Source organism: Xylophilus sp. (genome assembly GCA_009914555.1).
In the GTDB taxonomy this organism is placed as follows: Bacteria; Pseudomonadota; Gammaproteobacteria; order Burkholderiales; family Burkholderiaceae_C; genus WNDY01.
In genome coordinates, this window is record WNDY01000004.1 from 89,696 (window position 1) to 104,295 (window position 14,600).

Annotated in this window: 14 protein-coding genes; 7 read left to right on the plus strand and 7 right to left on the minus strand. The window is 68.7% G+C overall.

From position 1 onward, the window contains the following. From GAK38_RS04065 to yjfP, 3 genes are read left to right on the plus strand one after another with little or no spacing between them, the layout of a single operon-like run. The gene (locus GAK38_RS04065; RefSeq protein ID WP_325341667.1) at positions 1 to 816 is read left to right on the plus strand and encodes an NAD-dependent epimerase/dehydratase family protein; all 816 of its coding nucleotides are present in this window, start codon (positions 1 to 3) and stop codon (positions 814 to 816) included. 7 nt (positions 817 to 823) lie between these two features. Further along, positions 824 to 1,912, plus strand: a complete 1,089-nt coding sequence (locus GAK38_RS04070) for a mandelate racemase/muconate lactonizing enzyme family protein (protein WP_325341669.1) — start codon at positions 824 to 826, stop codon at positions 1,910 to 1,912. A gap of 2 nt (positions 1,913 to 1,914) precedes the next feature. Continuing rightward, complete coding sequence (gene yjfP, locus GAK38_RS04075) at positions 1,915 to 2,676, plus strand: esterase (RefSeq protein ID WP_325341671.1); 762 nt, start codon at positions 1,915 to 1,917, stop codon at positions 2,674 to 2,676. A gap of 6 nt (positions 2,677 to 2,682) precedes the next feature. Here the strand turns inward: yjfP and GAK38_RS04080 are convergent, their stop codons facing one another. From GAK38_RS04080 to GAK38_RS04090, 3 genes are all read right to left on the minus strand, one after another. After that, the gene (locus tag GAK38_RS04080; RefSeq protein ID WP_325341673.1) at positions 2,683 to 3,570 is read right to left on the minus strand and encodes an aldose epimerase family protein; all 888 of its coding nucleotides are present in this window, start codon (positions 3,568 to 3,570) and stop codon (positions 2,683 to 2,685) included. A gap of 43 nt (positions 3,571 to 3,613) precedes the next feature. After that, on the minus strand, positions 3,614 to 4,663 hold the full coding sequence (locus GAK38_RS04085; protein ID WP_325341675.1) for a porin: 1,050 nt from the start codon (positions 4,661 to 4,663) through the stop codon (positions 3,614 to 3,616). Between the two features lie 344 nt (positions 4,664 to 5,007). After that, complete coding sequence (locus tag GAK38_RS04090; RefSeq protein WP_325341676.1) at positions 5,008 to 5,988, minus strand: LacI family DNA-binding transcriptional regulator; 981 nt, start codon at positions 5,986 to 5,988, stop codon at positions 5,008 to 5,010. Between the two features lie 272 nt (positions 5,989 to 6,260). On the opposite strand from GAK38_RS04090, the gene GAK38_RS04095 reads away from it, so the two are divergent. From GAK38_RS04095 to GAK38_RS04110, 4 genes are all read left to right on the plus strand, one after another. Beyond that, complete coding sequence (locus tag GAK38_RS04095; protein WP_325341678.1) at positions 6,261 to 7,487, plus strand: UxaA family hydrolase; 1,227 nt, start codon at positions 6,261 to 6,263, stop codon at positions 7,485 to 7,487. Positions 7,488 to 7,529: 42 nt separating this feature from the next. Beyond that, entirely contained in the window at positions 7,530 to 9,122 is a 1,593-nt protein-coding gene (locus GAK38_RS04100) for a UxaA family hydrolase (protein WP_325341681.1), read from the plus strand. Positions 9,123 to 9,274: 152 nt separating this feature from the next. After that, positions 9,275 to 10,252: a Bug family tripartite tricarboxylate transporter substrate binding protein gene (locus tag GAK38_RS04105; protein ID WP_325341683.1), complete on the plus strand. Its 978-nt coding sequence runs from the start codon at positions 9,275 to 9,277 to the stop codon at positions 10,250 to 10,252. A 67-nt stretch (positions 10,253 to 10,319) separates the two neighbouring features. Continuing rightward, positions 10,320 to 11,525: an L-talarate/galactarate dehydratase gene (locus GAK38_RS04110; RefSeq protein ID WP_325341685.1), complete on the plus strand. Its 1,206-nt coding sequence runs from the start codon at positions 10,320 to 10,322 to the stop codon at positions 11,523 to 11,525. Positions 11,526 to 11,592: 67 nt separating this feature from the next. Here GAK38_RS04110 and GAK38_RS04115 read toward each other — a convergent pair whose 3' ends face one another. The 4 genes from GAK38_RS04115 to GAK38_RS04130 form a co-directional block, all read right to left on the minus strand. Next, complete coding sequence (locus tag GAK38_RS04115) at positions 11,593 to 12,726, minus strand: lactonase family protein (RefSeq protein WP_325341687.1); 1,134 nt, start codon at positions 12,724 to 12,726, stop codon at positions 11,593 to 11,595. Positions 12,727 to 12,963: 237 nt separating this feature from the next. Continuing rightward, positions 12,964 to 13,302, minus strand: a complete 339-nt coding sequence (locus tag GAK38_RS04120) for a Dabb family protein (protein ID WP_325341689.1) — start codon at positions 13,300 to 13,302, stop codon at positions 12,964 to 12,966. A 3-nt stretch (positions 13,303 to 13,305) separates the two neighbouring features. After that, the gene (locus tag GAK38_RS04125; RefSeq protein WP_325341743.1) at positions 13,306 to 13,716 is read right to left on the minus strand and encodes a nuclear transport factor 2 family protein; all 411 of its coding nucleotides are present in this window, start codon (positions 13,714 to 13,716) and stop codon (positions 13,306 to 13,308) included. Positions 13,717 to 13,780: 64 nt separating this feature from the next. Beyond that, complete coding sequence (locus GAK38_RS04130) at positions 13,781 to 14,590, minus strand: ribonuclease activity regulator RraA (RefSeq protein WP_325341691.1); 810 nt, start codon at positions 14,588 to 14,590, stop codon at positions 13,781 to 13,783. Positions 14,591 to 14,600 lie beyond the last annotated feature (10 nt).

The window sequence follows — 14,600 nt, forward strand, 5'->3', positions numbered from 1 at the left end:
ATGACCACGATCTTGATCACCGGCGCCGCAGGCGTCGTCGGCACCGGCCTGCGCCGGCAATTTGCAAACGACGGACTCCGGCTGCGCCTGCTCGACCGCATCCCCGTGCCCGACCTCGCGGCTCACGAGGAAACCATCGTCGGCGACAGCGGCGATCCGGCCGTGCTGCGCGAAGCGCTGAAAGGCGTCAGCGCCATCGTCCACCTGGCCGGCTGCACCACCGATGCGGCCATCGAGGAACAGGTCGAGGGCAACGTGCTCGGCGTCTTCCGTCTGTTCGAGGCGGCGCGTGACGCTGGCGTCGCGCGCGTGGTGTTCGCCAGCTCACACCACACGGTGGGCTACTACCCCCGCCAGCGCCGCATCGGCACCGACGTGCTGCTGCGACCGGACAGCCGCTACGGGCTGACCAAGGCCTTCGGCGAGCAGACCGGCGCGATGTTCGCCGACAAGTACGGCCTGCGGGTGCTGTGCATCCGTATCGGCTTCGTCGCCGACCAGCCGGCGGACCGCCGCCGCCTGTCGATCTGGTCGAGCTGGCGCGATCTGGCCCAGCTGGTGCGCATCGGCCTCACCCACGCGCAGCTGCGCTATGCCGTGGTCTACGGCGTGTCGGCCAACACCCGCGGCTTCTTCGACAACCAGGCAGCGTTCCGCCTGGGCTACCGTCCTCAGGACGATGCGGAGCAGTTCGCGGCCGAGGTCCTCTCGACCGTGCCGCCGGAAGACACGACGCTCGTGGGCACGCATGCGATGGGCGGCTGGGGCGCCAACAACGAGTATGTGGGCGACGTGGCCCGCATCCAGGAGTGGTGAGGTGGGCGTGAAGGTTCAAAGCGTCGAACCGATCCTGCTGTCCATCCCGTTCGAGGATGGCGGATCGGGCACCGGCGGCACACCCGGCCGGTGGCATACGCTCGACACCGTGCTGGTCAAGGTCACGGCCGACAACGGGCTGGTCGGCTGGGGCGAAGCCTTCGGCTACTTCTGCCACCACGCCGTGGGCGAGCACATCCGCAACCTGGTCGCGGCGCAGTTCATCGGCCGCACGCTCGACGACGTGGAGGCGCTGAACCTGGAAGTGCAGCGCAAGCTGTCGCTGTTCGGCCGCTGCGGGCTGACCATCTTCGCCCTCTCGGGCATCGACATCGCCCTGTGGGACCTGAAGGCCAAGGCCGCCGGCGTGGACCTGGCGACGCTGATCGCCGGCAAGCGCCGCCGCGAAAACGTGCAGGCCTATGCCAGCCTAGTGCGCTACGGCGACGAAGCACTCGTCACCCGCTTCTGCACCCAGGCGGTGAACGAAGGCTTTCGGTCGGTAAAGCTGCACGAGGTCACGCTGCCCGAGATCCGGGCGGCCCGCAGCGCGATCGGTCCGGACGTGAGCCTGACGGTGGATGTGAACTGCAGTTGGAGCGAATCGCAGGCCATGAGCCTGATCCCCGAACTGCGCGCGCTGGACGTGCTGTGGGTCGAGGAACCCATCTTCCCTCCAGAAGACTGGGACACGCTGGCCCGCCTGGGCCAGCTGGGTGTCGACATCGCCGCGGGCGAGAACGCCTGCACCGCACAGGAGTTCGGCCACCTGGCCCGTGCAACGCGCTACCTGCAGCCGAGCATCACCAAGGTCGGCGGTGTGAGCGAGTTCCTGCGTGTGGCTCGGTTGGCCGCGCAGACCGGCCGGGGCTTGATGCCGCACTCGCCCTACTTCGGCCCCGGTCACTACGCCACGCAGCAGATGGCGGCAGCACTGGAGAACTTCGGTCTGTTCGAGCATCTGTACGTGGAGCCCGAAGCCTGGTTCGGCGGCGAGCCGCTGACGCCACACCGTGGCGAGGTGGCGATCCCGCGTGGACCGGGCATCGGCTTCGAGCCGGACCCGGCCGTGCTCGAACGCTACGCCGTGTGCTGACCATGGCCCGCATCGTCGTCTGGGACGAGGCCATCGGCGGATGGCCTGCGCTGCACGCCGCACCGCTGGATCGCCACGGCACACCGCTGCCGACCGTGGTGGTCTACCACCGCTTTACCCAGTCGAAGGAAGTGGACAGCAACATCGCCGTGATGCTGGCGCAGGCCGGGCTGCGCGCTGTACTGCCCGAGGCCGACCGCCACGGCGCACGCTTCGACGGCGATGCGGCAAGCCGCATCGGCGGCTTCTGGGAGACCCTGCGCAGCAGCATCGACGAGTTGCCGGCGCTGCGTGACGACCTCCAGGCCCGCGGCTGGGTCGACGGCGATCGCGTGGCGGTCGCAGGTCTGTCCATCGGCGGCTTCGTCGCACTCGGCTGCCTGGCGCGGTATGAATGGCTGCGCGCCGGCGTGTCGTGGATGGGCTCGGCCTACTTCACCGACCTGGCCCGCACGCTCTACCCGCCATGCGGCAGCTATTCGGACAGCACCCGAGCCGCGCACGACGCGCGCATGGATGCGATTGCCGCATACGACCCGAGCACGAAGCTGGAGCAGTTGGCAAGCCGGCCGCTCATGGTCTGGCACGGGGTACGCGACGATGTGGTTTCCTTCAGCGAGGCGGCTCGCCTGCATGCCGACATGACACGGCGGGGTCTGGCCCGCAATCTGGAGTTGGTGGCCGATACCAACGCCGGCCACCGGCTCGGCCACGCCGGTGCGCAGGCCGGCGTCGACTTCCTGAAAAGCGCGCTGGCGGCCTGAGGCGGCCTAGATCGACAGCACCAGGCCCCCGGCGAGCCGGCCCTGCGGCCGAAGCTCACGGGTGCCGGTTCCCGGCACATCGTGCAGGTTGAAAGCATCCGGCATGTGGCTCACCGGCTCCAGGCAGACATACGGTCCGTCTGGCGGGCGGTGCACGATCAACTGATCCAGCGCTCCTTCGGCCCGGAGATCGATGGCCGTGCCGGTGATTCCCTGCACGGTTGCCCGCTGCTGCCACCGAGGGTGAAACACTGTGCAGTCGCGCCCAGCGAAGTCTGAACCGCCCAGCCCATGGGTGTGGATTGCCTCGGCAGGCGGCGTAGGCAGTGCCAGAAAATCCGCGTCCGTCGGCCAGGCGGCCGCTGCGTCATAAGCGATGTGCAGGGGCATGGCGCCCGGCAGATAGGGATGCAGGCCGATACCGGCCGGCATGGGCTCCTCGCTGCGGTTGGTGAGGGAGATATCGACGCGCAGCTGGTGCGGCTCCAGCTGCACCACCATACCGGCGTCGAAGGCCCACGGCCAGTGCGCATCCGGCGCGTGCCGGTACTGCAGCACGGCACGGCGGTCGGTCGCCGACACGACCTCCCAGGGCCGGCGCTGGGCGATGCCGTGCAGCGCGTGCGCATCGCCCGGATGCGGCACGAGCGTGCGGTCGCCGTCGGGCCGGCGCAGTCGCGCATCGCGGATGCGCCCGCTGAAGGGAACCAGCGGATAGAGCCCGCCCTTGCCCCAGTGGTCGGGCCGGTGGGCTTCGCTCTCGGGATAGGGATGGAGAACGGCCTGCCGCGCACCATGCGCATCCTCCAGCGTGCAGGCCGTGATGCGTGCACCCCAGTCCGGGGCGATGCGGGCGGTCGCACCGCCGGCGTTCAAGGAGACAAAGGTGGTCATGCGATGCCCGAACGCCAGGGTGGCGAGAAGACGCCTTGCGGCGTCAGAACGTGTGGCGGATGCCGATGTCGGCCGAGCGCGTGCCGGGGCCCACGTCGATGGAGGTGTTCACGCTGTAGCCTGCGCCGTTCTTGTTGTGGATGCGGCCGCCCGAAGCGTACAGCGTCGTCCGCTTGGACAGGTCGTGCAGGTAGCCGATGGCTACCAGGTTCGCATCGCGGTTGGCTGCGAGCTTGTCGTTCTTGGCCACATAGGAGGCGATGACGCGGCCCGATGCGCTCACCGGCACGGCCACGCCCAGCAGCACGTCGCTGTCGTGCGTCTGGCGCACACCGGCCTCGCGTGCGTCGCCCCAGGAATACGAGAAGTAGCCCGTGACCGGGCCGAAGTTGTACGAGGCCCCGAAGATGCTGTTGCGCACCGACCCGTTGCCTGCGGCATTCACGATGTCCTGCGAGGCCAGGCGCGCATACAGCGGGCCCTGGGCGTAGCCGATCGACGCGCCTACGTAGCGGCCGCTGTGCGTGCTGTCGACCGATTCGCCGAAGCCGTAGCCCATGTCACCCGAGAAGCCGTTGATGACCGGGCTGGTGTACATCACCGAGTTGTTGATGCGGTTGTTGTAGTAGGACTTGGTGCCGTTGACGAAGCGTGCGGCCACCAGGCTGGCGTTGCGGCCGGCGCCGCCGGAGCCGAAGGGATCGGAGTTGCCGACCACCTGGTCGATCGCGCTGTACTGGCGACCGAACTTCAGCGCGCCATAGTCCTTGCTCGACAGGCCCACGAACACCTGGCGGCCGAAGGCCAGGCCGCCTTGCCCCAGTGCGCCGGTATCGGCCTGGAAGCCCATCTCCATCGTGTAGATGGCCGACAGGCCACCACCCAGGTCCTCGTTGCCGCGGAAGCCAAGGCGCGAGCCGTTGAACACGCCGCTCGATACCTTGAGCACCGAGCCGCCGCCCGCGATGCCGCTGTCGCGCACGATGCCGACATCGAGCATGCCGTAGATACTGACGCTGCTTTGCGCATGGGCGCAGGCAGCAGCGCAGAGAAGAGCCGAGGCGGAGAGGAAGCGAACGGTGTGCATGGTCATGTCTCGAGTGGTGGTGTATGCAGGAATCGATTGCGCGCAGCCGTGCTTCACCGGGCGGCGAGCCCGGTGAGAAAACTGCGGTGGGTCAGCGAAGCGGGAGAAAGGAAAAGGCGAGGCCCGGAAGGCCTCAGCTGCTGCCCCGGAGGGACAGCGCACGCGACGGGGTCGCGCTGCGATGGGTCATGGTTGTCTCCTTGGAATGGACGCCGTTGCCGGCGCTCCGTGCCGCCTGTGGCCGCGGCGCATCGGTGGCGCGGGCGGAGTCTCCATCGCCATGCGTCAAATATCCAATTCCAAATTTCTTGCGTCCGATACCGTTTGGGTAACGGATCGATGCCGTTGGTTCAGGCGCTGTCACGCACGACCAGTTCGACGCCGATATCCACGGCCGTGGCGGCCTGCGGCTCGCCCGTGCCGGCCAGGCGCCCCAGCAGCAGTTGGCCGGCCTGTTCGCCGATGCGCCGTCCGTGCACACGCAGCGTGGTGAGCTGCGGGAACGAGGCCTGGGCGATCGGCTGGTCGCCGAAGCCCATCACCGCCAGCCGGCCCGGCACAGACCAGCCGCGCCGCGCGCATTCGAACAGCACGCCTGCGGCCAGCAGGTCGTTGTTGCAGAACAGCGCATCAATACCGGGCGCCTGCGCGACCAGCGCGTCGAGCGCCGGGCGCACGTCCACCATGGCCGCCGGCGGCGCGATCAGCTGGGCCGGCACGGCACCGACGCCGGCCGCTTCGGCCGCAGCCCGAAAGCCCTCCAGGCGCTGGCGCGAGCGGTCTTCCTGCGCACCGATGAAGGCCAGCTGCCGGTGGCCGCGACCCAGCAGGTACTCGCCGGCCAGGTAGCCGGCATCACGGTTGGAGAAGCCGACCAGCATGTCGATGGGCCGGCCTGTCATGTCCCAGGTTTCCACCACCGGAATGCCGCTGCGCTGCAACCGGTCGCGCAGGCCCGGCGCATGGGTGATGCCGGTGAGCACCACGCCGTCGACGCGCCGGCCCAGGAACACATCGACCAGGCGCTGCTCGTCGTCTGCGCGGTACGAGGTCTGGCCCAGCAGCAGCTGGTAGCCGCCCTCGCCCAGCGTCTGGGTCAGCGCCTCGATGGTTTCGGCGAACACCGCGTTGGAGATGGTCGGCACCATCGCGCCCACGATGCGCGAGCGACTCGAGGCCAGGCTGCCGGCGGTGAGATTGGGCACATAGCCCAGCTGTTCGATCGCATTGCGCACGGCCGACAGCGTCTCGGACGCCAGCTGGTCCGGCGAATTGATGGCGCGCGATACCGTGACCAGCGAGACGCCTGCGGCCGCAGCCACGTCGGACATGCGCGCACGGCCCGGAGAGGAAGCCGAGGGCTTGGAAACGGGTTCGGTCTTGCGTATCACGCGGAAGAAGAAGCTTGGCGGCCGAAGAAAAAGGGCGGAAGCGGGCCCCGCCCGCGCGGTCAGCAGTATGCCTCAGGCTTGCCTTGATGTAAGCGCTTTCATATACTGTCGATCACTGTCGGATATAACTGCCCCGGCATGCAGTGACAAAGCCTTCGGGCTTTTTTGTTTGGATTGAAATGAAAGCGCTTTCAAAGCGCTTGGAGTCCGCGATGACCTTGACCTCCACTTCTTCCGCCGACGCCACGCCGGCGTCCCCGCTCCCCACCACCTTCCAGGGCTTCATTCGCCCGGACGGCCGCGTCGGCACCCGCAACCACATCGGTGTCTTCGTCGTCGGCAACTGTGGAGCCACGGCGGCCCGCAAGGTCGCGGAACACTTCACGCGCAAGCGGCTGGCCGCCTTCCCGCAGGTCGACGGTGTCGTGCCCTTCCTGCACGAACTGGGCTGCGGCATGGAAATGACCGGCGAGCCGATGGACCTGCTGCGCCGCACGATCGCCGGCACCATCCGCAACCCCAACATCGCAGGCGCGCTGGTGATCGCGCTCGGCTGCGAACGCAACAACATTCGCGGCTTCTTCCAGCAGGAAGGACTGGAGGTCGGCCCGCTGCTGCACATGGTCGTGCTGCAGGAGGTGGGCGGCACCGCCAACGCGATCGAAGCCGGCATCGCCGCGGTGCAGGGCATGCTGCCGCTGGTCGATGCCCACCGGCGCGAGACGGTGCCGGTATCGCGCCTGGTGCTGGGCCTGCAGTCGGCGGCGACGGACAGCTTCGTCGGCCTGTCGGCCGATCCGGCGCTGGGTGCGGCCGTCGACCTGCTGGTCGCGCAGGGCGGCACCGCCATCCTGTCGAACACCGCCGGCCTGGCCGTCGCCGAAACCGATGCGCTCGCCCGCGCCGCCACGCCGGCGGTGGCATCGGCACTGGGCGAGCGCATCCACTGGTGGCGCGGCTATACCGCCGGCCGCGACACGCGCGTGCAGCGCGCAGCCACCGTGTCGGCCGATGCCGACGCCGGCCTGCAGCGCGCCGGCAGCTCGCCGGTCCAGGCCGTCCACCGCTATGCCACGCCGGTCACGGCAGGCGGGCTGGTCTTCATGGACGCGCCGGCGTATGCCGCTGTGTCGGCCACCGGCCAGATCGCCGGCGGCGCCAACCTGCTAGCGGTGACGACCGGCAGCGGCTCGGGCTTCGGCGCGGGCGCGGTTCCCACCGTCAAGCTGGCCGGCAACTCGGCCACGTTCGAGCGCATGCGCGACGACCTCGACATCGACTGCGGCCCGGTGCTCGACGGCAGGCTCACGGCGCAGCAGATGGGCCGCATCGTCTACGAGCGCCTGCTGGCCCATGCCTCGGGCGAGCCGACCTGCAGCGAAGACCTGGGCGTGGGCGACAACGAGTTCGTGCCCTGGCCGATCGGCGTGCTGGCCTGACCGGGCGACTTCGCTACCCCCACGACAGAACATCTCTCCACCATGACCGCCACCACCACAGCCAAGCCCATCACGCCCAAGCTCGCCTCGACGGTGAAACCGTCGGACGCCGTGCTGCGCAATCCCTTCATCCGCTTGGACCCGCTCGACAACGTGGTCGTCGCCCGCATCGACGTGCCGGCCGGCACGACCGTCGCGTCAGAAGGCGTGACCACGCAGCAGGACGTGCCTTCGGGCCACAAGATCGCCGCGCGCGCCGTCGCCAAGGGCGAGCCGGTGCTCAAGTACAACACCGTCATCGGCTTCGCCGCCGAGGACCTCGCGCCCGGCACCTGGATGCACAGCCACAACATCGCCTTCGGGGATCTCAAGAAGGACTATCGCCACGGCCTGGACTACGTGCCGACCGACCTGCTGCCGCCGGCCGAGCGCGCCACCTTCCATGGCATCGTGCGCGCCGACGGCCGCGTGGCCACGCGCAACTACGTGGGCGTATTCGTCGTGTCGCACAGCGCGGCCAGCGTGGCCCGCCGCATCGCCGAGTTCTTCGACGAGGACGAACTCGCCGCCTTCCCCCACGTCGACGGTGTCGTACCCTACATCCACGAGCAGGGCTCGGGCATGGAAAAGAGCGGCGAGCCGATGGAAGTGCTGCGCCGCACGCTGGGCGGCACCATCCGCCATCCCAACACCGCCGGCGCCCTGGTGATCGCGCTGGGCCAGGAGCACAACGAGCTGCCCGCATTCCTCGCCCACCAGGGCCTGGAGCCCGGCCCGCTGCTGCAGACGCTGGTGATCCAGGAAGAAGGCGGCACCAGGAAGGCCATCGCCGCCGGCATCGAGAAGGTGCGCGCCATGCTGCCGCAGGCCGACACGGCGCGGCGCAGCACGGTATCGGCCGAGCACATCATGGTCGGCCTGCAGTGCGGCGGCTCCGACGGTTTCTCGGGCCTGTCGGCCAATCCGGCACTGGGCGCTGCGATGGAGATCCTGATCCGCCACGGCGGCACGGCGATCCTGTCGGAGACCTCCGAGATCTACGGGGTGGAGCACACACTGACCGCGCGCGCGGTCACGCCCGAGGTCGGCAGGAAGCTCGTGGCCCGCATCGACTGGTGGCTCGAATACAACCGCGGCCGCGACACCCAGATCAACGGCCAGGTGAGCCCCGGCAACAATGCCGGCGGCCTGGCCAACGTGCTGGAGAAATCGCTCGGCGGCGCCAAGAAGGGCGGCAACGCGCCGCTCATGGAGGTCTATGAGTATGCCCAGCAGGTGCGCCAGCACGGCCTGGTGTTCATGGATACTCCCGGCTACGACCCGGTGTCGGCCACCGGCCAGATCGCCGGCGGCGCCAACCTGATCTGCTTCACCACCGGCCGTGGATCGTGCTTCGGCTCGGTGCCGGCACCGACGGTCAAGCTGGCCAGCAACACGCCGATGTACACCCGCATGGCGGCCGACATGGACATCAACTGCGGCCCGGTGATCGACGGCGAGGCCACCATCGCCGAGATGGGCCGGCGCATCTTCGAGCAGGTGCTGCGCCATGCCTCGGGAGAGAAGACCAAGAGCGAGGCCCTCGGCGTGGGCCTCAACGAGTTCGTGCCCTGGCCGCTGGGCGTGGCCGACTGATGGGCCGCTTCGCGTCCCGCTCCGTGGGACGCAACCAGGTTTTGCAGGGTTAGCCCCGAATCGCCGGACTGGGCACCTCGGGTTCAAATGGAAGCGCTTACACCGCCGGCCTGCCGGCGCCCCGGACCACGCATCGCCAGGAGACTTCTTCCATGCACAAGCGCACCCTGCTTCTCACCGCCGCCGCCCTCGCCTGCCAGACCCTTCTGCCGCTGGCCGCCCAGGCCCAGGCCGATTACCCGAACCGCCCCGTCAGGATCATCGTGCCCTTCCCGGCCGGCGGCACCAGCGACATCATGGGCCGGCTGATCGCTGAGGAAGTCGGCAAGCAGCTCAAGCAGCCCTTCATCGTCGACAACAAGGGCGGCGCCGGCGGCGCCATCGGTGCCGACCAGGCCGCCAAGGCCGCACCGGACGGCTATACGCTGTTGCTGTCGGGCATCGGCAGCAACGCCATCATCCACGGCTTCAGCTCGCCCAAGTCCGGCTACAAGGAGTCGGACTTCATCCACATCTCACAACTGGCCGCCGGCCCCAACGTGCTGGTCGTCAACCCGCAGTTCCCGGCCAGGACCTTCAAGAAGTTCATCGACTACGTGAAGGCCAACCCGGGCACGGTGAACTACGGCCAGGTGCCCTCCTCCTCCGGCCACCTGACGAGCGAATACCTCAAGCAGGTCGCCAAGCTCGACATGGTCGGCATCCCCTACACGGGGGGCGGCCCGGCCCTGACCGACGTGCTGGCCAACCAGATCCCGCTGATGTTCACCAACCAGGACGCGGCGCTGCCGCACGTCAAGGCCGGCAAGCTGCGCGCGCTGGCCGTGACCAGCCTGCAGCGCAACCCGCTCTATCCCGACGTGCCGACCGTGGCCGAATCCGGCTACCCCGGCTTCTCGGCCGTGTCGTGGACCGGCCTGTCGGCGCCCAAGGGCACGCCCAGGCCGATCATCGACAAGCTGGAGAACGCGATGCGCACGGCCTTCGCCGATCCGGCGGCCCGGGCCAAGCTCGAAGGCAACGGCTTCGTGGTGAGCACCTCGCGCTCGGCCGACTACACCCGCTTCGTCAACGAAGAGGTCGCACGCTGGAGCGAAGTGATCCGCGTCGGCGGCCTCAAATCCGAATAACGGCCAGCCGGCCTGGCCGCCGCCCCACGCCTCTTTGGTCCTACCCTTTTTTTCCACTGGAGTTCGCATGGCTCTTTCCTCCGGGGTCGAATCCAACATCGTTTCCTACGCCCAGGCTGCCCAGGGCGCCCGCACCGCCGCCGACGCCGGCGACCGCATCGCAGGGGTCAAGGTGTCGCTGGTCTTCCTGCCGCTGGCCACGCCGGTGTCGGACGCCAAGGTGCTCACCGGCCGCCAGAAGCCGCTGACCGAGATCGCCTTCATCTTTGCCGAGATCCGCACGCGCGACGGCCACGAGGGCATCGGCTTCGGCTACAGCAAGCGCGCCGGCGGCCCGGGCATGTACGCGCATGCCAAAGAGATCGCGCCCAACCTGCTCGGCGAGGATCCGAGCGACATCCCGCGCATCTTCACCAAGCTGCTGTGGGCCGGCGCATCCATGGGCCGCAGCGGCCTGACGACGCAGGCCATCGCGCCGTTCGACATCGCGCTGTGGGACCTCAAGGCCAGGCGCGCCGGGCTGCCGCTGGCCAAGCTGCTCGGCGCGCACCGCGATTCGGTGCAATGCTACAACACCTCGGGCGGCTACCTGCACACGCCGCTCGACCAGGTGCTCAAGAACGTCGAGATCTCGCCCAACAGCGGCATCGGCGGCATCAAGCTCAAGGTCGGCCAGCCCGACCTCTCGATCGACATCCAGCGCGTGGGCGAGGTGCGCAAGCTGCTCGGCGGCGACTTCCAGCTGATGGTCGACGCCAACCAGCAGTGGGACCGCCAGAAGGCCACGCGCGCCTGCCGCCGGTTCGAGGACTTCGACCTGACCTGGATTGAGAAGCCGCTGGACGCCTACGACTTCGATGGCCATGCCCAGTTGGCCGCGCGCTTCGACACGGCGATCGCCACCGGGGAGATGCTGACCAGCGCCGGCGAGCATGCGCAGCTGATCCTGGCCGAGGGCAGCGACTTCATCCAGCCCGACGCGCCGCGCGTGGGCGGCATCACGCCGTTCCTGGAGATCATGGCGCTGAGTGCGTTCAAGGGCCGCAAGCTGGCACCGCACTTCGCGATGGAAATCCACCCGCACCTCGCGGCCGCCTATCCGATCGAGCCGTGGCTGGAGCACTTCGAATGGCTTGGCCCGCTGTTCAACGAGCAGATGCAGCTCAAGGACGGCCGCATGCACATCTCCGACCGGCCGGCCCTGGGCTTCTCGCTGAGCGAGCAGGCCGTCGCCCGGCGCGCGGACTTCGTAGAGTTCGGCAAGCAGCCGTGAACACGTGCGTTGATGTTCGAGGGTCGAAACCACGTCGCCCGGCGTGCAACGACGGCGTGGTTTGCACTCACTCCGTGTCGACGATCTCCACCCAGTTAGCGCACTTGCCTGCCGGCGCGCCGGCGGTGCGACGCAGCGCGCCGGTCGCCGGATCGATCGCGTAGAGGCCGACCTCGGCGCTCTTCTCGCCGGCCACGACGAGCCAGCGGCCACGCGGATCGATGGCGATGCCGCGCCGCTGCTTTTCGACCTCGATGGTGGCCTGGCGCGTGAGCCGGCCGCTGGCCGGGTCGACCTGGTAGGCGGTGACGGTGCTGCTGGTGCGCTCGGTGGTGTAGAGGTGACGGCCGTCGGGCGTGATCTTGATGTCGGCCGCCCAGATGCGCGGCGTGTGGTCCACCTTTTCCCCCTGACCCAGCGGCGGGCGGATGAGGCCCTTTTCGAGCCGGTAGCGCTCGGGCACGCCGTCGGCCGAAGCGCCGCGCGTGAGCGCGCCGGTGGCCCGGTCAAAGGTATAGATCGTGACGGTGCCGAACAGCTCGCCCAGGACGTAGAGGTACCGGACGTCGGGCGACGGCGCCGAATGCCGCGGTCCTGATCCATCAACCGCCGGCACGAAGCCCTCACCGATCGGCGTGAGCGCGCCGCTGCGCTCGTCGAAGGCGAACTGCAGCACGCGGTGCACGCCGAGGTTGCCGACGTAGACGAAGCGGTTGGTCGCATCCGGCACGATCGAATGCGCATGGCGGCCGGTGCGGATGACCTGCAGCGCCTGCCCCTGCGCCACCCCCTGCGGCCCGATCGCACTGACGCTGACCACATCGCCGCCGAACGATGCGCCGAACAGGCAGCGGCCGGTGCGGTCGATCGAGAGGTAAGCCATGCTCTCGGGCAGCGAGGCCGTGGCCAGGCGGTCGAGCGCGCCCGTGCGCGCATCGATGCGGTAGCTGACCGCCGAGTACGGCTGCGACCGCACCGCCGCATAGAGATAGCGGCCGTTGGGACTGAGCGCCAGCGGCATCACCAGGGCGCCAGCGGTCGTGGTGGCCAGCGGCAGCAGGCAGCCGGCTGCGCCGTCGATCTGGTAGCCGGAGATCGTGCCGTCCTCGGCATTGGACACGTAGACGAAGGTGCCGGCCTGTGCGGCCAGACAGGCCGCAGCGACGGCCGCCGCCGCTGCGGCCCGAAGCGTACGTTGCATGGAAAGCCTCCTTTCTTCAAGCCCGGACGCACATCGGCGCCGCAGGTGGTGGCGTGGTAGCGCCGCCACCTTAGAACAGCCCTTTGCACCCTGGACATCGGGTTTGCACCAGTTCGCAGTGCAGTCCTCTGGTCTGTCCCGCCGCATGGGAGAAAAGACATCAATTAGGGTATACCTACAGTGCGTTTGATTGCAAAGCACTGTGGGCTTATACCCCATGGATACGGCGTGCGGCCATCAGGTCGTGTAATCCACGGCCGCCCATTCGAAGTACGGCTTCAGGTCGGCGATCAGCGCCTGGTGCAGCGGGTGGAACAGGTACGCGTCGAGCGCCTTGGCGTCGTCCACTTCCGATTCGAGCACGTAGTCCCAGCTGATCGGGCGCACCAGCTCGTTGGCTGCCACCAGCCAGGCGCGGATGGCCGGGATCTGCGCGCCGAGCGCGGTCATGCGGTCGGCCAGCGACTTCTCCAGCGCCTCGTTCTTTGGCACGTCCGGCTTGCGGCGGAACAGCACGACGTGGCGAATGCGGCCGGCCACGGCCGGGCTGCTGCTGTTGCTGCTATCGATGGCCATCGCTCACTCGCTCTTGAGGTGGAAGTTGCGGCCGGCGTAGTCGAAGTCCACCAGCTCGTTGATCGCGACCGACTTGTCGGCCGGCGACACGTAGTAGGCGCGGATCTCGGCGATGCGGCCGTCGCGGAACTCGTACCACTCGGCGCCGCGCAGCGCGGTGCCGGACTTGTTCTTCCAGTGGGTCCACTCGATCACCGCCTCAGGCTTGTCATGGCTGACCACGATGCGCTCGATGGTCCACTGCGAGCTCAGCGTCTCGACGCACCAGATCAACTTCCTGGCGATGGTGTCGGCGCCGCGCCAGGGCACCTCGGGCAGGCCGGTCGGGAAGTAGTGCACCGCGTCGGGCGTGAAGCTGTCGACCAGCGCCTGGTAGTCGGCGGCGTTGCAGGCGGCGAAGTAGCGGCGGATCAGCGCCTCTTAGTAGGCGAGTGTGGTCGGTGATGCTCATGAGGGCTCCTGCGGACGGAGGGGGCGTTCAGTGCGAACCGGCGGGCTTCGCCGGGGCGATCGGGGGGCGGCCGGCGGCCACCCAGTCCTTGTACTGCTGGCGCGTGGCGTCGCTCGGCGGGTACAGGCCCCAGAGCGCCTCGCCGGTCTGCACGCGCAGGGCGAGGTAGTCCTTGATGTCGTCGCGCTTTTCGCACAGGTCGGCCATTTCCTCAGCCAGGTGCGCCGGCACCACGGTGATGTTGTCGCCGTCGCCGTGGATCACGTCGCCCGGGTAGACGGCCACGCCGGCGCAGCCGATCGGCACGTTCAGGTCGGCCACATGGTGGTACGACAGGCGGGTGGTCGCGGTGACGCCGGTGGACCAGACGGGGAAGTCCATCGCGGCCAGTTCGGTGCCGTCGCGGAAGCTGCCGTCAGTCACCACGCCGCGGGCGCCGCGCATCATCATGCGGGTGATGAGCATGTTGCCCTTCGATGCGGCGCGGCCGTCCTTATTGCTGTCGATCACCAGCACATGGCCCGGTTCGAGCTGCTCGACGCCGACCCATTGCAGGTTGTCGGCCGAGGGCTCGACGGTCAGGTTGCCGTAGACGTCGACGTCCTCGCGCGCCGGGATGAAGCGCATGGTGTAGGCCCGGCCGGCGAAGGGCTTGATCTTCCTGTTGAGCGGCTTCAGGCCATGCAGCACCGGCTGGCGGAAGCCCTTGGTGTAGAGCTGCGCGGTCAGCGAGCCGCTGGTCACCCGGGCCAGGCGGTCGAGCACCGAATCCGGCACGAAGGGCGCATGAGCGCGCTGGGGAATCGCCTTGAGCGGGGCGTTCGGGGAGGCGGTCATGGCAATAGCT